This window comes from Comamonas sp. F1-6, from assembly GCF_039581415.1.
Lineage (GTDB): Bacteria > Pseudomonadota > Gammaproteobacteria > Burkholderiales > Burkholderiaceae_C > Comamonas > Comamonas thiooxydans.
Genome location: NZ_JBCPWN010000040.1, coordinates 1 through 21329, shown reverse-complemented (window position 1 = coordinate 21329; position 21329 = coordinate 1). Strand labels below are relative to the sequence as shown.

The following is a 21329-nucleotide window of genomic DNA, read 5'->3' as shown; positions in this document are numbered from 1 at the left end:
CGCTCCCGAGCTGCACAAAGGCATAGTCTCCAAGAAAGGGCTGGGGAAGCTGCTGTCGATCTGGCGGCACATGGGGGTGCGCCGGCGCATTCGCCTGAACTCGCTGGCCTTGTGGGCCGCCCTGGTGCTTGGGGCCTGGCTGCTGGGTCAAAGCCAGATGCAGTTTTTGTCGATGGCGGCCTTCATGACGGTGGCCCTGATGGTGATGACGCTGTTGCTGGAGAGCCAGCTCGCCACGCCGCTGGAGCTGCTCAAGCGTCAGTCGCTGAACGTGGCAACCGGCAACAACCGGCAGACGGAATATCTGCAGCGCTCGGATGAAATCGGCACCACGCTGCGCACGGTCAACCAGATCGGTCTCATGTTCCGCTGGCTGGTGGACGATGTGAACCAGCAGGCGCTCAATGTTCAGCAGGCCTGTAACGAGATCGAGCAGGGCAACAGCTATCTGCACGGGCAGACGGAGCAACTGGCGGTGAATGTGGCCCAGACCTCGGCCTCCATGGAGCAGATCACGGCCCGGGTTCAGTCCAGCGCCGATACGGCACAAAAAGCCGGTGTGCTGGCCAGTGAAGCCAGCGCAGCGGCCTTGCGCGGGGGGCAGTCCATGGATCAGATCGTCTCCACCATGGAGTCGATTACGGCCAACTCCCGCCGCATTGCCGACATCGTCGGCGTGATTGACAGTATTGCCTTTCAGACCAATTTGCTGGCGCTGAATGCGGCCGTGGAGGCCGCCCGCGCGGGCGAGCATGGCAGGGGGTTTGCCGTCGTTGCCGGCGAGGTGAGGGCCCTGGCGCAGCGCAGCGCCGATGCGGCCAAGGAGATCAAGGCGCTGATTCAGGCCAGCACGGCCACCATCGAGGTCGGCTCTCTGGTGGTCAGCGATGCGGGGCGCAACATTGGGGATATCGTCTCCCAGGCCCGCAGCGTGGCGGACTTCATTGCCGAGATCAGCAAGGCCACGCGCGAACAAAGCGAGGAGATCAGCCAGGTAGGGAAGTCGGTGGCGGACATGGACTATCTGACGCAGCAGAACGCGCAGCTGGTGACCCAGGGGGCGCAGGCGTCCAGCAGCATGCAATGGCAGGTGAAGAATCTTGTGGAAGCGATTGGCGTGTTCCGCTAGCCCGCGCAGCGAAGCGCCGTGATGACTGCTTCTGACCGGCAGATGACTGTCTCGGAACGACCCTAGGAGGACTGCTAGGGTACTAGTGACTCCAGGCGGAGCTTGGGTTCTTCATAGACCGAGTCCTCGGCGGGATAGCGCAGGCCAGAAATGCCGCGAGCTTTCGCGCTTGCCCATACGACGCTTTCGCCAGCAGGCAATGTGTCTGGCTGCGAAGAGTAGATGGGATCTTTGAAGGCGGTTGTTGCTGGTACGAACGTCCAGCCTTGCTTGCGAAAAGCCGAAACGATATCAGGCAAGGCTGCCGCATTGATCTCATTGGTGTGCAGCAGCATCACATGCGCAGGGCTTCGACCAAGTACCTGCTTGGCCAGGCCTTCATAGTAAGTAGCCCTGTCAAGCAGGTGTTCAATGTAGGCCATCTTGACCCGGACAGCCTTGTCGTGTGAACCAGCTCGTAGAAGCGAGGAGTAGATCTGGTTGTAGTACCAATCGCTGGCATCAACGGAGACTGGAGCAGGTCTATAGCCATTTGATTTCATCCAGGACCGGATGCCGTCGCGCTTTTCCTCCGTGTCACCTTCTTTCAGGTAAGGAAAGCGAAGCATCGGCGCCCAAGTCGGAATGTGACGCAGAGCTGCATCGGCCTTTTTCACGTCCGCAATGAATTCGTCCAGTGTCGTCTCGGCGGATGCAAGACTGCGGTGTGTCGCCGTATGGTTGCCTACCGCATGACCTGCCTTGGCCCAATCCATGATGAGCCCCATTCCTCGATCACCGCCTATGCGAATCAGCGAGGGGAACACCATCGCTGTGATGCCAGAGTCTTTGAGGCTGGAAATGATCTGCTGATTCCAAACTTGCGCTTGGGCCTGCTTGTCGGGGTTCAGTCCATCATCAAAGGTCAAACTCAACGTCTGGGCAAAGCCCAGGGATGAAAAAAACAGAGCGGTCAGCGATGCAATAGCGCGAAGAATGGTTGTCATGAGAGCTTATGAAATACGCAAGCAGTGAACCTGCAAGTCGTTGACTGTGGGTTGACCCATTGCAGACGTCCGAGGATGTCTGCCGGTTGTCCCTAGGCGTTATCACTGCCAGAGCGCACGAAAGAATACCGGCGAATGTCCGTCCTCAGCTTCCATCCTCTGCCTTCCCAATAAGCGTGGGCAGAATGGTTCTCTTGAAGAACATCAATGTGACTCTTATGAATGCCGAGTCTTTCAAGTCCGTCCAAGCACAGCTCCACCAAGCGGGAAGCAATGCCGCGTTTTCGGTGTGTAGACAGGACGACAAGGTGCTGCAAGTAGCCGCGGCGGCCATCGTGGCCTGACATGATGCATCCAACGATATGCTCGCCTTCTAACGCAACGAAGCTCAAACCGGGGTTGCGCAACAGGTAGCGCTGGGTAGCTTCCCGTGAATCGGCATCCCGAAAAGTAACCCCATCTGTTTTCTTCATCATTGCGGTGACGCTGTCGTAGTCCCCAATGCTCATTGGTCGGATAGATACCTGATCCACGGTGCTAGGGCAGTGGCGTGTTCTCACTGCTGTCTCCAATTTCTGGCAGTCCAAAGGCGAGAGCACATTCTCGCTTGAAACACGTGGACTGCTTGTGGCCGGGAGCCACTGTCTCTGTTCGACCCATGCCGGCACTTCCCATTTCGAGCCATATGAGTGAGAAGCTATTCGCCAGAAGAAATCATGCGGCGAATCTTTGTCGCTTTTTCAAAGTGATCAAGCTTGTGTTGCTTGATCCACCATTCAGCCGCCTCCATCAGCAGGTCTGGATCATCATTTTTATTGGCGAAGAAAGCGTAAAACGAAAGGCCTACAGTTTCCCCTTTCTTCATGATTTTCTCATCGCAGATAGCAATAGCCTTGGCTCTTAAGCTCGATCTCATACCAATTTTTATCCTCAACTTTTCAAAAAAAAATTGTCATCTAGGCTAGAGACTTCAACATCAATTTCCCTGCCTCTGTCTATTTTGGAGATCAGCATCACCGTATTACACAGGATCTCAAAGTCGGCTTCTGGCCGGTTGCCGCCGTCGCTGTTCAGCTCTAGGCAGATGAGCACTTGAGCCCTTGCATCCAATCAACAAAGAACACCAGCCTCTGATGGGCCAGGCTACTTCGATGCATGGGGAAAATGGCGGCTCATCGGTCGGTCTATGCAAGCCGGTGAGTCCAATGAATGTTGCGGTAGCTTTTTCCTCCACTGCCTAAACTACCCAACCTTGCTGCTTGATGAGTTCGCGACAGTATTACGCCGTGGCATTGTTCTGCTCCACCGAAAGTGTGGCGGGAAAAAGCGCATGGTCTCTGTGTCGGCATTCATGCGCGCTATCAATGCTTGCTACTTGAGATTTCTTGGCCGCGCATTTGCTCGGTTGCATTCGTGGGGGAAAAGCCCGTCCATCGTTTATATGCTTGCGAGAACGCGGATACATCACTGTAGCCAAGCCGCGCGGCAATTTCTGCAACGGATAGCTCGGAGCCAATCAGCAGCTTGTCGGCTCGTGCTCTGCGAACCTCTTCGTGTAGTTTCCGAAACGAGAGTCCTTCGTCATGAAGCCGGCGTTTGAGCGATCTCTCGCTTACGTGAAGCCAGCCGGCAACTTGCTGCAGGTTTGCCGACGATCCATCAGGTTGTGCCGCCAGCATTTCTCGAAGTAGCGTTCCAGTCGAAAGCGATGTGCGACGTTTGCTCATGAGGTCTTCGCACATGCGGACACACATGGCATACGTTGCCGCACTGGCTTGAGGCAGGGCTTGAGCCATAGTTGCCTGTGTTACGCGTAGTTCGTTGCTTTGCGATCCCCACTCGATCCGTACGCCGCCGATTGCGTACGGCATATGCGGCGACCGTTTCATGCTGAGACTGAGAGCTTCCAGCTGCGTGTCTGCCCCCAGGACATCCAGCATTAGACGGCAGGTCGCGCCTACGGCGCGTTGCACTGCAAACTCGCGCAATGCTGGCTCAAGCGCAGGCGATGCAACGAATTTCAGCCGATGCATCCCCTCTGAGCGCTCATGCTCCAGCATAGCGAGTGCAAAGGTCAGGGAGAGGAAACGGTGCGCAAGCAGGAGGGCGTCCAGACCGCTTGCAGCACTAAGCATTCCAAGGCCAAGAATTCCATAGGCCGTAGCGTGGTAGCGCATGCCGACAAGCAGTCCCAGGCCTGGCTCGTCCGGGATGAGAGTGAGCAGGTTTCGAATGACGGCTACTTCTTGTGCTGGATCGATGCTGATCTCTGCGTCAGCCAGCCGTTCCTGGGTCAAACCGGAGCCCTGGAGCAGATCCCGCGCTCTCAGACCGCGCTTTGCTCCTGCTTCGAGCAGCAACTGAACACTTGCCGGACTGCGCGTGAAATCCCAGAACTGCATGAATCTTCCCCAGACTATTGGCCTGAAGGATAAAGCAGTTGGCCCGATTCAACCTTCTGCCAAGTGATCGCAACTCCTAAAGTGAAAACAACGCGACGCAATCCGCAGCGCGTATCGATCACGGAGACTTCCATGAGCATGTACGCCGACCAACCCATCTGGCGAGAAATCCAGTCTTTCCTTCCCGAGCGCTATCGGATCCCCTTGAGCGAGGAGCCCTCCGAGTCTTTCTGGGACTGGCACGGTGATCGAATTCACATCGATGCGTACCGCAATCCGAACGCCTCGGTAAGGGTTATTCTGATGCACGGAGTCGGGACAAATGGTCGTCAGATGATGACGATTCTTGGTCGCCCGCTGGCTCAACGCGGTTACGAAACCATCGCTGCGGATATGCCTGGCTACGGTTTGACCGAAGTAGGGGAGGGTCACGTCGTCACTTACGACGATTGGGTCCAATGCGGTAGCGACCTGATTGACAGAGAACTGGCGCGTGACAGTCGCCCCATCGTTTTGTATGGCCTCTCTGCCGGCGGCATGCTCACCTATAACGTCGCGTCCCGAAACCGCAAGGTCAAGGGTATCGCAGGAATGACGTTTCTTGATAACCGGGACCGGCGGGTGCGGGACGAGACAGCGAAAAATCTGATTGTCAGTCGCGTAGGAGCTCCGCTCATGAGCAAGTTGGCCAATACGCCATTGGCAAAGATGAGGATGCCGATGAGCCAGGCAGGAAAAATGAGCGCGCTGTGCAACAGCGATGCGGCCATGAAAGTTTTCATGCGCGATAAAACCTCCGCTGCAAATGCCGTGTCCATCGCATTCCTTGATTCCTACATGTCGCATGTGCCCGAAGTCGAGCCAACTGACTTCAATGTCTGCCCTGTCTTGCTGACGCAGCCAGCCGATGATCGCTGGACTCCTCTGGAGCTAAGCGAGCCTGTAATCGGCCGAATCGGCAAGGTACCGGTTCGGACCATCATGCTGGAGAACGCGGGGCACTATCCGATCGAGGAGCCGGGTCTGTCGCAAATGGTCGACGCAATCGATGATTTCTTCCGTGAAGTCACCGGCACCGAGAAGGTGCGCTGAGTTCGGCATCTTTTCAGGCAGTGCAGCTCGCTTGCGTGCCGGTCACGGGCACGCAAGCGAGCTCGCTCTGTAAAGCTCAGCCCATGAATGTCTGCCTCCGGGATCCGGGCACGGTCGGCTGCTTGGCGGAGCAGAAGCTTTGCAACGCTCACCATCGCTCAAAACTGCGATTTTTCCGTTGCAAGCCCTCTCGGGGACGCGGCCACACACGGCTGCATCTCCTCGATAGCGCGAAGTAGCGAGAAATCGACAAGTCTCGGCCTTCGTCGTAGGCCTCATAATGCGCAACCATGCAAGCGCTGCGTAACTCCCTGTCACTGACCCGCCTGGTTCTGGCGTGGTTCATGCTGACGTTGAGTATTGCAATGGCTTCGCCCATAGTGCATCCAAAAGCCATCGAGGTGGTCTGTACCTCAAGTGGCAGCATGCAGGTGATCATGCTTGATGAGGACGGCCAGGCCGCGCCAGGGCTTCATCATTCGTTGGACTGTCCCTTGTGTCTGACCATCACGACACCGCCGAGCTATTCATCACCGCATCTTGAGCAGCCACAGCCGCTCGGCTTGGCGCTACAGCCTGTAGTTTCAGCGCGTATTGCCGCGCTGGTGGGGGCACCTTTGCCCCCGCGAGGGCCGCCAACGCTCGTGTAAGTCCACTGTGCCGCCAATCGATGGCGGATACAGCCTATCGCCGTCGGGCCCAGTCCTGCACGGCCGATCTCACTTGCACGCAGATAGTTCATGACCCATCCCTTTTATGGCGCGATGCCCAATGGCAGCGCGAGTTCTCCTTCGCTCGCCTTCTTTCAACGCAACAGCGTGGCCCTGGCTGTGGCCCATCTGTCATTGGCTGTTCCTCTTGCAGTAGCGAGCTCTGCCAGTTGGGCACAAGCCGACGTCACCCTGGACACCGTTACCGTACGTTCATCGGGGGACACTCCTTTGGAGCGCCCAGTGGGCACCGGCAGCCGGCTCGACCTCAATGCACGCGACACTCCGGCCAGTGTCGAGGTGACCACGCGCGAGCAACTGGATGCTCGCGGCGACACTTCTCTGGTTGACGCAATCACGCGATCTACCGGCATCACCAGTCTGGGACATCCGGGCAACAGTGGCAGCGCGCTCTCGGTACGAGGTTTCACGGACTCCACCTCGGTCATGCGTCTATACGACGGTACGCGCCAATACGGGGGAGTCGGCGTGAGTTTTCCCTTCGACACCTGGTCTATCGACCGCATAGAAGTGCTGCGCGGACCCGCATCCGTAATCTACGGTGATGGCGCTATTGGTGGCGTGGTCAACGTGATCCCCAAAAAGCCCACGCGCGGACCTGTTCAAAATGAAGTCCAGGCCACGCTGGGAACCAGAGGCAAACGTGCATTGGCCTTCGGCAGCGCAGGCGCGATCAATGAGCAATGGTCCTACCGACTCGATGTCAGTGGCGACCAATCGGATGGCTGGGTGGATCGTGGCGATTCCAGCAATCGGACGATCTCCGGCGCTCTGCGCTGGGATGTGACACCTGACTTCAACGTGCAACTCTCGCACGCACAGGGCCGGCAAAAGCCGATGCGTTACTTCGGTACACCGCTGGTCAACGGAGTACAAGACCCGGCGCTCCGAGAGCGCAACTACAACGTTGCCGACAGCCGCATCCAGTTCAAGGATCGCTGGACCGAACTGGCTGCCCAGTGGGCCCCCGGCAGCAATGTCGTCATACGAAGCAAGCTCTATCACATTGGCAGCGACCGCTATTGGCGCAATGCTGAAGCGTACCGGTACAACGCCGCTACGGGATTGATTGACCGCTCGGACAACACCGAGATCGGTCACGACCAGACGCAGGCAGGCAACACCACGGATGTGAGCTTCCATGGCAGCTTGCTCGGACGTCCAAACCAGCTCTCCGTGGGCTTCGACGTGAACCGCGCATCGTTTCAGCACACCAACAACACTTACACCGGCAGCTCCGGACCGGTCGATCCCTACAACCCCGTCCCGGGCTACTACAGCAGCTCCGTACCCTTCATTCCCCGCTATCAAAACAAGGCCGAGCAATATGCGCTGTTTGCGGAAGATCGGCTTGAACTGACGGATCGCTGGTCTGTCGTGGCGGGCACGCGCTTCGACCGTGCGGACCTGTCGCGCCAGGATCTGGTGGCGGGCAATCAGGCTTTCAAACGCAGCTACTCCAACACCGGTTGGCGACTTGGCTCGGTCTACAAGCTAAGTCCTCAACTGTCCCTGTATGCGCAGGCATCCAAGGCCGCAGATCCGGTGAGCGGCCTGCTGATGTTGTCGGCGGCTAATTCCGCCTTCGACGTATCGAGCGGCAAACAGTTTGAGGTCGGTATCAAGCAATCCTTCTGGGAGGGCAAGGGTGACTGGACGCTTGCGGCGTATTCCATCACCAAAAACAACTTATTGACGCGAGACCCAGCAAACCCCGCTTTGCGCATACAGGTTGGCGAACGCTCCTCCAAGGGCATCGAGGGCACCCTGTCGATGCAAGTCAGCAAGGCCGTGCAGATTGATGCCAACTTTGCGCTGCTCAAGGCTCGCTATGAGGATTTCAGCGAGTCTGTGGGCGGCATCGTTGTTTCACGCAATGGCAATATTCCCACCGACGTGCCGGAGCGTGTCGCCAATGTTTGGGTGAGCTGGAAAGTCGTGCCTGACTGGACGCTGTCCGGCGGCCTTCGCCATGTGGGCAAGCGCTATGCAGACAATGCGAATACCTTGAAGCTGCCTGCCTACACCACGGCAGACCTGGCGCTGCAATGGAAGGCAACCAAGGCCACCACGTTCACGCTGCGCGGCTTCAACATCTTCGACAAGCACTACTTCACGACCTCCTACTACACCAACACGCAGTGGTTCGTCGGGGAAGGGCGACGTGTTGAGCTGACACTGAACCATCGCTTCTGAGCGCGCCGCCGATGTGGACTTCCGCCCAAGCCAAGCGGCTTGTGTTTCTGGTGCATCGATGGACCGGGGTGGGTGCATGCGTGCTGATGGCGCTCTGGCTCTTCAGCGGAGTGGTGATGCTCTTTGTCGGCTACCCCAAACTGTTGCCGACGGAGCGCCTGCAGGCATTGCCTTCCCTGAGCACTGGCCAGAGCTACCTGCCTGTTGAGGCAGCTCTGAAGCAAAGCCAGTCTGCCGACAGAGTGCAGCAGATCGTGCTCACCACCATTGCGGGCCGCCCCAGCTACCGGCTCAAGGAGGCGGACGGCACGCTGCGGGTGGTTGATGCCGGCACGGGCGTTGTTGCGCAGCCGCCCGACGACGCAGCGGCCTTGCGCAGCGCCCAGGCATTCCTGTCCGGAGCAAATGGGGCGCTGCAAGGTCGCACGCAAGACGACCGCTGGACGCATTCCGCCTCGCTCGATCCCCATCGGCCTCTCATCAAGGTCCTGATGGACGATTCCGCATCAAGCCTGTTGTACATCTCGTCGACCACTGCCGAGGTGGTCATGGACGTACCGCGCCATCAACGCTACTGGAACTACGTGGGTGCCTGGCTTCACTGGGTGTATATGGTGCGTGAAGGCTCCAAAGATCCTGTATGGAGCTGGCTGGTCATCGGGCTCTCGGCATTGGGAACCGTCTCCGCCATTGCCGGTGCCTTGGTGGGCATCTGGCGATGGCGCTTCAACGGTCGCTACAAATCCGGAGCCAGGACGCCGTACCGGGAGTTCCAGATGCGCTGGCATCACATCACCGGCCTCGTATTTGGAGCGATGATGATCTGCTGGATCTTCAGCGGGCTGATGTCCATGAATCCGCTGGGGATCTTCAGCCCGCAAGGACCTCGTCCCGATCTGCGTGCCTACCAGCACGCAGGTCCAGGAAGCAATCCCTTCAGGTTCGCCACGCACGAAGCGCTGACACTGCTCAGCGCCGAGGGATTTGACACGCGCGAGGTCGAATGGAAAGTACTGGATGGGCAGCCCTATCTGCTGGCCTTCAATGGACTAGGGGAGACCCGCATCGTGTCCGCAAGCCTTGCTGCGCCCCAGGTAGAGCGGGAACTTGACCGCTCGAAACTAGAACAGGCCGCGAAGAAGCTGTTCCCTTTTGCCATTCGCTCGACCACGTTGCTGAACGAGTACGACGCCTACTATTACCGTCGGGGTGAGGCCTCGATGTATTCAGCAGCGGCGCGTGATCTGCCCGTGCTCCGGATGCAATTTGAAGATCCGGGAAACACCATCGTATACATCAGCCCGTACTCAGGTGATGTTGTGCTGAGCCTGGACCAAAGGCAGCGTACAGGACGGTGGCTGTTCAATTTCCTGCACAGTTGGGACCTGCCGTGGATGCTGCGCCACGCCTGGCCGCGTGATGCCATCCTCGTTTTGCTGAGCATTGGTACGTTGGCTCTGGCACTGACCGGCATCGTGCTGGGATACAGGCGACTGAAATTGCTCATCGGGCATAAACGCCGATTTTGATCTTGGGGATGGTGCAATCGAAGAGCGTCGCCTTCATGCCAGGGCGTTAGCTGCTCCCGCGAGTACCAGGCACTGAAGCCAGCCGAGGCCGGTTGTCCCTAAAGCACAACCTTCATGTGGTGCGCCGCGAGCCGCCACAGAGATAGCCAATCAGCATCTCCACGATGGCCTGCTCGGTCTTCTGGATCGGGTGGGGCGTTCCGGGAGGAATGACAGCGGCATGAATCAATGACTCCATGGTCCGCAACACAATCCAGGTGGCGAGATTCAGGTCTTCCTGAATGACTTCATCCCGATGCTCCTCCAGCAGCTGACGAATGCGGCAATGAATGCTTTGATCGGCCGCGCTCTGATCCGATGGAGCATCAAAGAACGGAAACTCTTTCTCCAGCACCTGGTGCAGCTCGGGAGCAACCTGATGCGCCGCCAGCCATGCATGCACGATGGCTGCCAGCCGCTCCAGCAATCCTGGCGACGTGGTGCCCGCCAGGACGGTTTCCATGGCTGCGTGCATTTCTACCGCGTGCCGTTCATGTAGGGCCGTGATCAGGGAATCCTTGTTGGGAAAGTACTGGTAGACGGAGCCGACGCTGACCCCGGCGCGTTCGGCAACCAGATTGGTATTGGTTCCTGCATAGCCGCGCTCGCTCAAAACGCGAGCCGTGGCTTCAAGAATTGCATCGACCAAGGCCCGTGAGCGGTTCTGGCGAGGGATTCGTCGTGGTTGAGGCAGGGTCGGCATAGGTCTGTCCGAACGCGAGTTTTCAATGCGAGCAATGGCTCATATTCTTTCACATATCGAGCAAATGCTCATATTTGGAGTGATCGATGTCCATTCGTTCTCATGAAGCGGTGGCAGCAGCGGCCTGTCAGCCGCCCGCCATCAATGCATTAATCAAGCTGCTGCCAGTCACACAGGCGGTGTTCACCGGATTTCCGATCATCGGGGCGAAGTCTGTGGCGGCCCTGCTGTCCCGGGCATGGTTCGGCATCTTTGTCGCCCCATCCCTGCTGGTTGCAGTGCGGTTGCTGAGCTTCTTGCCCCAGGGAGTGCGCCATGCATGAAATCGACCACAAGCCGCGCACAGCAAGAGCCGTGGGAGTCGTGCAGGCAGTTCATTCCATCACTCCACATATGCGGCGAATCACGGTGGGCGGTGACGAGATCGCCGCATTTCTTCAAGTGCCGGGAGTCGATGAACCAGCCGCCTGGGTCAAAGTCTTTCTTCCCACCGGGGAAGGGCGTGCCTACACGATACGAAGTGTCGACTTCAAGGCTGGAACGCTGGATCTGGACTTTGTTCTGCATGGAACAGGATCCGGCTCCGGTCCGGCCTCTGAGTGGGCATCTCGGGCTTTGATTGGCGAACACATCGGAATCGCAGGGCCTCGCAGCGGCGGTTTCCTGCTCCCCGGCAATACACAATGGGTCATGCTGGCAGGCGATGCAACCGCTTTGCCCGGCATCCAGAGCATTGCCAGCCGTTTGCCCGCCGACATCAATGCCAAGGTCTATGCGGAAGTGCTGTCGCCAAGTGAGCATCAGCCTATCGACAGCCTGGCCAAGCTGCGCGTCCAATGGATCAATGCCCAGCCGGAACCCGGCCTGAGCCTGTGTCAGGCACTGCTGCACCGCCCCTTGCCGACAGGGCCTGGCTACATCTGGATTGCGGGAGAGTCTGCGGCCATCCGTAGCCTGAAGCATCATTACTTTCAAGAGCGAGAGCTGCCCAGGCACGGCTTGAGCGCGAAGGGATACTGGAAGTCCGGGGCGGCCGACCACCGGGAAGCGTGATGTGTTTCTCGAGTACCTGCTGTCGGCGGGGCTGATGACGGGTAGCTGCGCTTACATCCCAGATGCGCATCCGACGGCCTGCAATCCTGTCTATCGGTTGTCTGCTATTTGCGCCGACAGCAGCGGTTGCAGCGGACCCAGGCCGGGCATTGGCGGCATTGCTAGCTTGTGCGTTTCCGGGCCCGCTCCATCGCATCGATCGAGGGCACAAATCCAAGTTTCGAAAAAAATGCAGGCGCTTGAGAGCGAGAGGCTCGCAGCATCCAGGTGATGCCTTCGTCGTCGCTCACAATCTCTTCGACCAGGCTTCTGCCAATTCCCTTGCCTCTCCATTCCGGAGCCACCACAACCATCGATAGATAGCCATTGGACAGTCCGTCAGTGATTGCGCGCGCAAACCCGACCACCTGGTCCTGAGAGACGGCCACGACCACTCGTTGAGATGCTGAGACAAGGCGCTCAAGAAATTGGCGGTCCGGGATGCGATGAGACCATCCATTGCTTGTCAGAAGCTGAAATGCGCTGTCCAGATCGGCAGTTGAGTATCTGCGAGTATGTGAAGTGTGGACTTCCATGCTGGAGCATTGTTTCAAAGGGGACTTCTTGACCGCAGCAGAGTCAGAGAATGGTCTATTTCAGTCATTCAGCGCCTTCAGAGCAAACAGGCTTGCCAGTGGCAGTATTCGACTGGCGATGATGCTTGCCCTGAAGGGCTTTCTTGAGACCCACAGGGAAAAGAGCTGGTCCTTCAGGCAGGTCAAGTTCGGCCAAATCAAACCATCTGGCGGTGCATTGCGTTCCACTGTCTTCATGAAACTCAATGCTGCTCTGGTTATCAAAATTTGTGCTGCTGAACAGCACTTCGCAAATGAACAGCACTTCGTGGCCGGGCTCCCCTTCATGGGTATAGATGTTCTCCATCACGAGTGCAGGACCCAATATTTCAACGTCAACGCCCAGCTCCTCTTTGAACTCGCGTATCAGCGCTGATTGCCAGTGCTCACCGAATTCGATGCTTCCTCCAAGGGGGCGAACACCTTTCAGATGGCCTCGGTCATCCAATACCTCTGCGGCCAACAACTTGCCTTCTCGCCAGTGAAGTCCAAGTGCCTTGACTTTTATGGATGTGGCAGGCCTCCACTTGGTTGTGAACATACTATTTCTCTGAACAAGCCGAATTTGCTTGCGTGCATTGTGCATGCCTGAACGAAGGACTGCTTCTGGCCGGACTCAATCGGTCACGATCAGCAGGCTGGCCAGCAGCCACCGGCACCGGCGGTTGATCCAAATGGAATACGCGGCCGTATGGAAAGGGCGGGAACCTGGTGTGGACCGCGCCGCGGCGGATCAAGCCGCAATCTTGTCCGGCTGCAGAGTGCTTTCGATCGGTATATCCGGATAGTCCACTCCAGACACATGCACCCGATCACGCCAGGCATTCTTTGCTTGATAGAGAAGCTGACAAGCTGCAGCACCTTGTCGCCGCGCTCGTGGCCCCTTGCGTCGTTGACGCGTTTGAAATGGTCTATGTCCTATATCGCAGGCCAGCACTGCCATGGGATAGAACCCCAGGTCGGCAAGACGCTTCCGGGCATATTCCTGAAAGGAGCGGCGATTTAGTATCTGCGTCAAAGCATCAAAATCACGTTCCTTGCGCAGCTTGACAACCGTTTCCTTCACGGCAATCGCTGTCATCACCTTGCCATGTCTTGTGTCTGATCTACGTCACCCGGATTCGAATGTGAGCAAGCCGGCAAGTCCGCTCAGGCGATGGCGGCGTTTGAACTCCTGTCCTTGGAATCGTCGGCTGCCATCGGGCCTGGGAAGATGATTTGGCGCCGTGATCCACCCAGCCGGCATCATGCAAGCCACCAAAGAAAAAGCCCGCGTCATGGCGGGCAGGTCTTTGTTGCGCAAAAAGTCAAGGGCGCAAGTTGACGGTCTTCGAATATCTGTCGAGGTGCTCCAGCAGGCGCTCGTAGAGCTCATCTGTCGCCATCGAGTTCAAGACCTCCGCCTTGATCTCTTCGGCGCGCTGGCTGAAGTTGTGTTGCAGATTGCTTTTCTTGTTGTCATCCAGCGTTTCGATCAGGGCAATGAGAAGTGCTTCTTGCGCCATGATCTGGCCTTTCATCATCCTCAGCTGGGCGCTTTGATTGCCTAGGAACTCCATCCAACCCTTTCTCTTTCATGATGTGTGTCAAGTTTGAGGAATTATGGTGACTGTAGCTGTCGCGGAAATTTCACCTCCCTCGTTCTCCGAGCTACAGAAAGTGACTGGAAGTGTGCAATTGATGCACAGAGGCCGTGGTGTGGCTTGATTCCTGAATCCGGACCGCAGGCCTGCTGTTTTGGCGAACGGGGCTTTGCTCTTCTAGACATCTCGTGAAGCTGATGACGCTTGCTGCGGCAGCCGCGGGCTGAGTCTCCGATCCTCCGGCACAGGGCTGGCGCCGGCAGCAAGGCGGGGCTATCTCCATCAAGACAGCAGTTGCTTTGTTACGGACGGATGACATGGAAAAATACCGGGGTTGGTCCATCTACGAGGTTGTGATGCCCTTGTTTCACACCACTGTGTTGACTGGTCTGGCGATGCTGGCCTTTGCCGGCAACTCGCTGCTGTGCCGCCTTGCGCTCCAATCCCACTCCATTGATGCCGCGAGCTTTACGGCAGTGCGACTGGCTTCGGGCGCGGCCATGCTGGCGCTGGTCGTGAGCCTGAAACGCGCTCCCTCTACCGGTGTTGGCAACTGGACGTCGGCGGGCTTGTTGTTCGCTTATGCGGCGTTGTTTTCCTTCGCCTACGGGAGTCTGTCGGCCGGTGTCGGTGCCTTGCTGCTTTTCGGCGCGGTGCAGGCGACGATGGTGGGCGTGGGCCTTTGTCGCGGCGAGGCACTTTCACCCCGGCAATGGGGTGGATTGGTGCTGGCTTTCGGCGGCCTGGTGGTGTTGCTGCGACCCGGACTCTCGGCTCCGCCCCTGGGAGCGGCTTTGCTCATGCTCCTGGCAGGGGTTGCCTGGGGGCTGTATTCCTTGCTCGGCAAGGGCGCAACCGACCCGATCGGCGTGACGGCAGGAAATTTCTTGCGGACGGTGCCGCTTTCGCTGCTGATGCTCGTGATGGTGCAGGGGCAGGCCTCATGGAGCACGGCAGGATTGATGTATGCGCTGTGCTCCGGAATGCTGACTTCCGGATTGGGCTACGTCGCATGGTATGCGGCGCTACCTCAGCTGAAGGCAGGGGCTGCTGCATCCATACAGCTGAGCGTTCCCTTGCTGGCCGCCATCGGTGCCGTCTCCCTGTTGGGAGAGCCCTGGACCATGCGGCTGACTCTGGCTGGTGCCGCCATATTGGGCGGTATCTCATTGGTTGTGGTGACCCGGTCTGGCGGCAGGCCTGCTGTGGCAAAAGAGTAGTTGTGCAATCCTTTCCCTAGCGCTCTTCAGGAGCCAGGGGATCAGTGCTTGCAGCATCTTTGTGCTGCTCGAATGTCACAGCTTGAATGCACGGGCTGGTCGATGCACAAGCTCCCATGCGCATCCCTGCCGTCGTGCCGACGAACATCGCTTTACACGGGTATCCACCGGCAGGAATAGGCTGTCAGTGCCACTTGTAGAAAGGGCTGCCATGAAAGAGCTAGTTGCACTGACTGCGTTCGCCTTGATATTGACCGGATGCGTGATGCAGAGGCCGGTCAATGGGCAAGGAATGGATCCAGGATCCCAGAAGGTTGAGAAGAATGCGGATCAGGATCTTAGAAACAACGATATTCAACAGCGGGATCGCTCGATCGACTTTGAAAACGACTGGGACCGGGATCACTTTCGTGACCGCGGAAACGAGGGCCATGAAAATCAAGGCAGCCTGTGGCCGTGGCCGGGCTCCGGATTGAGTGGCGGGCGCACCTATCCGGGAGGCCAAAGCTGGGGCTATTAGCGCAGCGTTACTCGTCAACCATCACGAAGTGCTGCAGTGCCGCAATTCGGCAGCCGGGCATGCATGCCTGGTCGGGCGAACCCATTGCGCGGCGCCTTGGCCGGGATGAGGGGAGGGCGCAACTGCCATCCCACACAGCTGCGGCGCCCAGGCAGAAGATGAAAAAGCAGGCCGGCTTGCCGTCAAACGGTCACTTGGCCATTTGCGTGCATTCCCCGGATGTAAACGGAGCCCCTTCGCCAGCTGTCGGGCATTGCGGGGTATGTCAGAAGAAAATTCCTCAAGATGCCGGCAGTTGTTTGCACAAAGCCGGGCTTACACATTGAAAAACCGCGCGAATTCGGTCCGTCTAAACTTCGTATATGAAAAAACTGTTTGGAGTCTCTGCCCTCGTCTTGCTGTTGTCGGGATGCTACGCGGTGGGCCCTGGATACAGCTACGGGTATAGCGATACCTACATCTATCAGCCTTATGGCGGCTCGTACTACTACGGGCGGCCTGCATATAGGCCTGGGTACTACCACCATCATCACGCGCACCGCCCACCGCACCCAGGCCACGGAGGGCATGGAGGGCATGGAAATCACCGTCCACCGCATGGAGGTCATCGCCCGGGTGGGGGCCATGGTCACGGCCATCGCTGAATGACAGGCCTCGACTGGCGCGGTCGAGCGAAGGCTGAGAAACAGATAACGCCGTGTCACCTGGTGTGACTACCGGAGGGCTCGCCGTGGTCGGGCGGCTGCCCGGTTAGAGGTTGCCGCCAGAAATCTCGATCAGGCTACCTGTGGTGTATGGCGACTCGTCCGAGATGAGCCATACGATTGCATTGGCAACCTCCAGAGCGGTCCCTCCGCGCTTCATGGGAACGCCGGCGGCCAGGCGCCGAACCCGGTCAGGCTGTCCCCCGCTGGCATGAATATCCGTTTCAATGAGGCCGGGACGGACAGCGTTGACGCGGATGCCTTCCGCAGCCACTTCCTTGGCCAGCCCCAGAGTCATCACATCCACAGCACCCTTGGATGCCGCGTAGTCGACGTACTGGCGTGGCGCGCCAAGTCTTGCAGCAATGCTGGACACATTCACGATGGCTCCACCATGGCCGCCATTGGCAGTGCTCATGCGATGCACCGCTTCGCGAGCGCAAAGAAAAGCGCCTATGGTGTTGATGCGAAACATTCGCTCAAGGCGCTGCAAACTGAACTCGGCCAGCGTCTGTGCCGTGTCCACAATACCTGCATTGTTGACCAGGGCGTCCAGGCGCCCGAACTGTACATCTGCCACGGCAAAAAGACGGCGAATCTGCTCTTCGCAGCCCATATCCGCCTGAATGGCCATGGCGTGCCTGCCCATTTCCGTGATTTGCGAGACAACCGCATCGGCTGCCGTCTGATCTGTATTGAAGCTGAGCAGTACATCCCAGCCTGCCGCTGCTGCTTGCAGGGCGGTGGCTGCGCCAATGCCTCGGCTGCCTCCGGTGATGAGCACAACTTTGTTTTTCATGGGGCTCCTTGGTGATCCATTTGATTCTGCCGCGAGTCTCGTCTCCAGCTTCACGGTTCTCGATTCATCTTATCGCCGCATTTCCTCTGCGGCCTAGGCTTGATCCGGTCCAAGTGCTCATGCTTTTGTATCTCAAGGCAACAAAAAACCACCTGTAGAGGTGGTTGAAAACCAATCGCAAGGCTGGATTCAAGAGACAGGGCTACCAGTATCGGTAGTTGTGGCGCATGCGCAGCAGTCTCTCTTCCTCCTGCTTTTTTTCCATGTCTGTGGGCTCTTGCGGGTCTAGTTGGGGCGGCGCAGGGAAATCCTTGTCCATGGAGAACAGCTCCTTGGTGGTTTCCCAGAACTTCTGGATTGGCGGGGGAATACGGCTATCTGGCATATAGACCTCCAGTCCTGGATGACGAATCAAGATTGATCGCCAAGCTCCACAGTACTCTTTTTAATAACCTTGAAGCCCTATCCAATAAGTAAAACGTCAGCTTTGGTGCATAAACAGGATGGGGGCGAGCGCCAGGAAAAGCAGCGATGCCCCGTTTCCATCGGCTCTGACAAGGCTTCGGGCTGATGGCTCTTGATGCACGGGTTCGGCAATTCAGGTGCCACAGGCTGTCCGAGACTGGCGAGCAGATGCGGCTAGCATGCAAGGCTCAACAGTGGAGCAGAAATGGAAAAGTACCGATTCAATGTGTTTGGCGACATCCTGGCCATAGAGCGCAGCAACTCGGGATGGCGCTGCTTTGCGGTTGGGCTCGATGGAAAGCTTGGCCCGGTGGATCTGGTCGTTCCTCCCGAGATCACTTATGAGGAGCTGCCTCAGTACCTTTATGACATCTACCATGAGAGCGCGGCATTGTCGGATGGCGACATCTTCGAGATATCCTGAGCCTCATCCGGATGCTGCCCGCAACTCGTCAGAGATCTATGGTGCTGCTCCCCATTGTGTCTCTGACTCATTCGCCAATCTGTTCGGCACCGACTTCATCACTGCAAGGAGATGGCCGCCATGACTCTTCAGAAGAACCCGCTCAAAGAACCGGAACCCAAGCCGGATCCGATTGATCCGCCCAATGATCAGCCGCCTGCAGAGCTGCCGGGCGATCCGATAGAGCAGCCCAATGTGTAGCTGCTAAAGCCCGCGAAGTGCAAGCTGTCTTCATTTGCTGGCGAGCATCCGAAGTGGGACCATGACTGCATCAATGCACTCAAGGAGAGCGGCGATGTCTACTCTCATGATTCAACTGATTGGTCTGCAACTGGTCGTCTTGCTGGTGGCCTGGGTCATTTACGAGGTCAGAGACGATTGGACGTAAAAACCGGCTGCAGCAAGCCTCTGCCGCTCGATCAAGTCACTTGCTGGTGATCGAGCGCAAAGCGTCAGGTGGGCAAGTGGCCTATGTGCCCCGCTGATCTGTCCGTGGCAAGCATGGATGCCCTGCAATCTCTGGATGACCGGGCTGAATGGAGTTCTGGGCCGCGCCAGCATCGATACAGCCTGGTAGCTTGCCTGACCTTGTCTATCTGCTTGCAAGGCAGCGGTGCATGGCGCCGGATGCGCAGTCAATACCAGCCGGCGTGGCCCGGGCCGGCTCAAATCCTTCTATAGCCAGCGTCGTACCTGCCGACAATAGGTCACGAACAAAACACCAAATTTCGCCTGCAGCGCTCTTTCCTCTGGTCGTATCTGGAAGTGCTGAAGATAGGCCATGAACAGCGGCACAAGCAGCAATCCTGATAGCTTGCCCAAATACATGGCGAGTGCCAGCAATAAAAGCGCAAAGCCCAGATACATCGGATTGCGTGTCACCCGATAGATCCCGCTGACCACCAGCGCCGTCGATGCTGCCGGGGTGATGGGGCTCACCGTGGTCCGGGCATGCTGAAATGCCCGAACACCGGCGAGGCAGAACGCTCCACCCACTGCGGCGAGCATGAGGGCTACCATCCATGAAGCAGTGAATCCGATCGGCAAGATACCGGGCAGAAGCCACATTGCCATGGCAAACACAGCGAACAGCGCCATCGGCGGCACCCGCAGCATGAGTAAAGAGGATTTGTTCTGCGCTGGGGATTGAGAAATCATGCATTCAAGCCTAAAGCTTAAAGTGGCTTCATGGTCAATCATGTGCTGCAGCATGACCTGACTGCATGCCACGCCATTGAATGCAAGCGGGGCTATGACTTCTGATGCTCAAAAAATACCGCGCTATTGCGGGCTTGCATTACCCAGATGTCGGCAGATCAGGACGTAAGCACGGATGCATCAAATCTGGCATTCAGTTTTCGTGGCGTATGAACGATATTGCTGAGTTTTCAGTTTCTAAAAATAAGAATTTTCTTATCTAAATCATCGACTGCTTTGATTAGCATGTTCTCTGTCGCCTGATGCTTTCTTGGGTCCATCTCCATATTTCGTCAGTGATCGCTGAGAGCGCCGTCTTATTTTTGCTTGTCTTGATAAATGGGGGACCGATTGATACGCCGGTTTTCATACTCATTCAAGAGTGCATTGACTTGCATGACATCGTTGGCGTAGGCGGGCACTGAGGCCGCTGAGTGCTTCAGTCCGGAACCCTGGCTTCAAGGGTGGCAGCCGGTGGAGAAATAAAAAAATCGCCGTTAGCGAAGCTACTTCTCAAACAAATAAAAAAGTCACGAGTGAAAATTGGATTTCACACATGGCCTGGCCACGGAAAACAGTGAAAGCTCTTTCTACTGCTGTGGAGGTAATTCACTGCAGGAAACTTGTTATTCATTAAATATGCTGCTGTTGTAGCTTTTGTATGCCGGCCATCAGCCATAAACATGGCTGCTTTCATGCGAGAAATAATGACACAAGAAATAAATAGCTCTTTTATGAGGGAGACAGCGCCTGGCAAGCGTTTTCAATTGACGTCACTATTTGTTGCCGTACTCAGCTTTGCAGCTCCTGCTATGGCGCAACTGTCCGGTTCAGCCATTGAACAGCAGCAGTTGCAACGACAGCAAGAGCGTGAACGGGAACTGCGTGAGCGCATGGCTCCCAATGCAGATACCTTGCAGCCGCGGACCAAGGCCATTGCGCTGGAGATGCCGACGAGCGAGATTCCCTGCTTTGCGCTGCACTCCCTTGAATTGACTGGAGAAAAACTTGATCAAGTGCCGTGGCTCAAGGCGGCAGCGGGTATTGATCTGAGTGCCAGGCCTTGCATTGGGGCGAAGGGTGTCGAAGTCATCCTGGCTCGGCTGCAGCAGGCAGTGCTTGAGCATGGCTACGTGACCTCCCGGGTCATGGTGGCTCCGCAAAACCTCCAAAGCGGGGTGCTGACCGTTGCTTTCATTCCCGGCGTTCTCAGGTCCATCCGATTTACCCCGGACAGCACAGGAGACACTTCACTTATTGCAGCGCTGCCGTCCAAACCTGGCGAGCTGCTGCAACTGCGTGATATTGAGCAAGGCTTGGAAAACCTCAAGCGTGTTCCAATGGCAGATGCCGATATTCAAATCACTCCCGCCGAAGGCCCGGATGTCGAACCCGGCCAAAGTGATTTGATGATCACTTATAAGAAAATAAGCTCGCTGCGCTTTAACGTCGCCTTGGATAATGGCGGCACCAAATCCACAGGAAAGGTCCAGGGCACGGGAACCGTGTCCTGGGACAACCCGCTGGGCCTGAATGATCTGATGTATTTCAGCTTCGGCGGTGGTATCGGCAATGGTGGCAACCGTGGCACTGAGACCCGTGCAGCGCAGTATTCCGTGCCTTTGGGGTACTGGCTGGCAGCCCTGTCCGGCTCCTATAACAAGTACCACCAAGGCGTGGCCGGTGCCTATCAAAACTACACCTTCAGCGGCGAATCCAGCAACCTGGATCTCAAGCTAAGCCGCGTAGTGTTTCGCAATGCCTCCTCGAAGACAACGATTGGCATCAAGGCGTTCCAGCGGACCTCCAACAACTACATCGACGATGTGGAAATCGATGTCCAGCGCAGGCGCACCTCGGGCTTTGAGCTGAGCCTGAACCAGCGCAGCTATCTGGGCAATGCC

General features: G+C 57.4%; 23 protein-coding genes and 1 pseudogene. 12 read left to right on the top strand and 12 right to left on the bottom strand.

Translation table 11 applies throughout. The features are described 5' to 3' along the window. A partial coding sequence (locus AAIL66_RS23640; RefSeq protein ID WP_343497910.1) for a methyl-accepting chemotaxis protein occupies positions 1-1129 on the top strand: 1129 nt, incomplete at its 5' end. Between the two features lie 74 nt (positions 1130-1203). On the opposite strand, the gene AAIL66_RS23635 is transcribed toward AAIL66_RS23640, so the two are convergent. From AAIL66_RS23635 to AAIL66_RS23620, 4 genes are all read right to left on the bottom strand, one after another. Further along, complete coding sequence (locus AAIL66_RS23635) at positions 1204-2115, bottom strand: polysaccharide deacetylase family protein (protein WP_343497909.1); 912 nt, start codon at positions 2113-2115, stop codon at positions 1204-1206. Between the two features lie 92 nt (positions 2116-2207). Then, positions 2208-2624 carry a GNAT family N-acetyltransferase gene (locus AAIL66_RS23630; RefSeq protein ID WP_343497908.1) on the bottom strand — a complete coding sequence of 139 codons (417 nt, stop codon included), beginning with the start codon at positions 2622-2624 and terminating at the stop codon, positions 2208-2210. A gap of 188 nt (positions 2625-2812) precedes the next feature. After that, a complete protein-coding gene (locus AAIL66_RS23625) occupies positions 2813-2980 on the bottom strand; it encodes a DUF6500 family protein (protein ID WP_231879666.1) in 168 nt (55 codons plus the stop codon). 496 nt (positions 2981-3476) lie between these two features. After that, on the bottom strand, positions 3477-4517 hold the full coding sequence (locus AAIL66_RS23620; protein ID WP_343497907.1) for an AraC family transcriptional regulator ligand-binding domain-containing protein: 1041 nt from the start codon (positions 4515-4517) through the stop codon (positions 3477-3479). A 132-nt stretch (positions 4518-4649) separates the two neighbouring features. Between AAIL66_RS23620 and AAIL66_RS23615 the strand changes: the two genes are divergently transcribed. From AAIL66_RS23615 to AAIL66_RS23600, 4 genes are all read left to right on the top strand, one after another. Then, a complete protein-coding gene (locus AAIL66_RS23615; RefSeq protein WP_343497906.1) occupies positions 4650-5609 on the top strand; it encodes an alpha/beta hydrolase in 960 nt (319 codons plus the stop codon). A gap of 290 nt (positions 5610-5899) precedes the next feature. Next, positions 5900-6259 carry a DUF2946 family protein gene (locus AAIL66_RS23610; RefSeq protein WP_034398669.1) on the top strand — a complete coding sequence of 120 codons (360 nt, stop codon included), beginning with the start codon at positions 5900-5902 and terminating at the stop codon, positions 6257-6259. Positions 6260-6349: 90 nt separating this feature from the next. Continuing rightward, the gene (locus AAIL66_RS23605) at positions 6350-8536 is read left to right on the top strand and encodes a TonB-dependent receptor (protein ID WP_343497905.1); all 2187 of its coding nucleotides are present in this window, start codon (positions 6350-6352) and stop codon (positions 8534-8536) included. Positions 8537-8547: 11 nt separating this feature from the next. Then, positions 8548-10065 carry a PepSY domain-containing protein gene (locus AAIL66_RS23600; protein ID WP_343497904.1) on the top strand — a complete coding sequence of 506 codons (1518 nt, stop codon included), beginning with the start codon at positions 8548-8550 and terminating at the stop codon, positions 10063-10065. A gap of 112 nt (positions 10066-10177) precedes the next feature. Here AAIL66_RS23600 and AAIL66_RS23595 read toward each other — a convergent pair whose 3' ends face one another. Then, complete coding sequence (locus tag AAIL66_RS23595; RefSeq protein ID WP_174447128.1) at positions 10178-10807, bottom strand: TetR/AcrR family transcriptional regulator; 630 nt, start codon at positions 10805-10807, stop codon at positions 10178-10180. Between the two features lie 86 nt (positions 10808-10893). Here AAIL66_RS23595 and AAIL66_RS23590 point away from each other — a divergent pair, with 86 nt between their 5' ends. Next, the gene (locus AAIL66_RS23590; protein WP_034395483.1) at positions 10894-11130 is read left to right on the top strand and encodes a hypothetical protein; all 237 of its coding nucleotides are present in this window, start codon (positions 10894-10896) and stop codon (positions 11128-11130) included. Continuing rightward, positions 11123-11860 carry a siderophore-interacting protein gene (locus tag AAIL66_RS23585; protein WP_034395481.1) on the top strand — a complete coding sequence of 246 codons (738 nt, stop codon included), beginning with the start codon at positions 11123-11125 and terminating at the stop codon, positions 11858-11860. Before AAIL66_RS23590 ends, AAIL66_RS23585 begins: the two co-directional genes overlap by 8 nt. A gap of 161 nt (positions 11861-12021) precedes the next feature. Here the strand turns inward: AAIL66_RS23585 and AAIL66_RS23580 are convergent, their stop codons facing one another. The 4 genes and pseudogenes from AAIL66_RS23580 to AAIL66_RS23565 all read right to left on the bottom strand — a co-directional run bounded on the left by AAIL66_RS23580 (position 12022) and on the right by AAIL66_RS23565 (position 14033). Continuing rightward, a complete protein-coding gene (locus AAIL66_RS23580; protein WP_343497903.1) occupies positions 12022-12435 on the bottom strand; it encodes a GNAT family N-acetyltransferase in 414 nt (137 codons plus the stop codon). A 64-nt stretch (positions 12436-12499) separates the two neighbouring features. Next, on the bottom strand, positions 12500-13015 hold the full coding sequence (locus AAIL66_RS23575; RefSeq protein ID WP_343497902.1) for an NUDIX hydrolase: 516 nt from the start codon (positions 13013-13015) through the stop codon (positions 12500-12502). A gap of 192 nt (positions 13016-13207) precedes the next feature. Then, positions 13208-13558: pseudogene (locus tag AAIL66_RS23570) on the bottom strand (diguanylate cyclase); the annotation flags it as partial. 223 nt (positions 13559-13781) lie between these two features. After that, positions 13782-14033: a hypothetical protein gene (locus AAIL66_RS23565; RefSeq protein ID WP_034359117.1), complete on the bottom strand. Its 252-nt coding sequence runs from the start codon at positions 14031-14033 to the stop codon at positions 13782-13784. Positions 14034-14413: 380 nt separating this feature from the next. On the opposite strand from AAIL66_RS23565, the gene AAIL66_RS23560 reads away from it, so the two are divergent. From AAIL66_RS23560 to AAIL66_RS23550, 3 genes are all read left to right on the top strand, one after another. Beyond that, positions 14414-15277 (top strand): DMT family transporter, encoded by an 864-nt coding sequence (locus tag AAIL66_RS23560; protein ID WP_343497911.1) that lies wholly within the window; start codon positions 14414-14416, stop codon positions 15275-15277. Positions 15278-15488: 211 nt separating this feature from the next. After that, positions 15489-15797, top strand: coding sequence for a hypothetical protein (locus AAIL66_RS23555; RefSeq protein ID WP_012838489.1), 309 nt, complete (start codon positions 15489-15491; stop codon positions 15795-15797). A gap of 471 nt (positions 15798-16268) precedes the next feature. Beyond that, a complete protein-coding gene (locus tag AAIL66_RS23550) occupies positions 16269-16445 on the top strand; it encodes a hypothetical protein (RefSeq protein WP_343497901.1) in 177 nt (58 codons plus the stop codon). A gap of 102 nt (positions 16446-16547) precedes the next feature. On the opposite strand, the gene AAIL66_RS23545 is transcribed toward AAIL66_RS23550, so the two are convergent. Continuing rightward, positions 16548-17300, bottom strand: a complete 753-nt coding sequence (locus AAIL66_RS23545) for an SDR family oxidoreductase (protein ID WP_012838488.1) — start codon at positions 17298-17300, stop codon at positions 16548-16550. A 202-nt stretch (positions 17301-17502) separates the two neighbouring features. Next, on the bottom strand, positions 17503-17685 hold the full coding sequence (locus tag AAIL66_RS23540; protein ID WP_003064035.1) for a hypothetical protein: 183 nt from the start codon (positions 17683-17685) through the stop codon (positions 17503-17505). 285 nt (positions 17686-17970) lie between these two features. On the opposite strand from AAIL66_RS23540, the gene AAIL66_RS23535 reads away from it, so the two are divergent. Continuing rightward, complete coding sequence (locus AAIL66_RS23535; RefSeq protein ID WP_034359109.1) at positions 17971-18189, top strand: hypothetical protein; 219 nt, start codon at positions 17971-17973, stop codon at positions 18187-18189. 714 nt (positions 18190-18903) lie between these two features. Here the strand turns inward: AAIL66_RS23535 and AAIL66_RS23530 are convergent. Beyond that, positions 18904-19440 (bottom strand): isoprenylcysteine carboxylmethyltransferase family protein, encoded by a 537-nt coding sequence (locus tag AAIL66_RS23530; protein WP_343497900.1) that lies wholly within the window; start codon positions 19438-19440, stop codon positions 18904-18906. Between the two features lie 668 nt (positions 19441-20108). Here AAIL66_RS23530 and AAIL66_RS23525 point away from each other — a divergent pair. Beyond that, a partial coding sequence (locus AAIL66_RS23525) for a ShlB/FhaC/HecB family hemolysin secretion/activation protein (protein WP_343497899.1) occupies positions 20109-21329 on the top strand: 1221 nt, incomplete at its 3' end.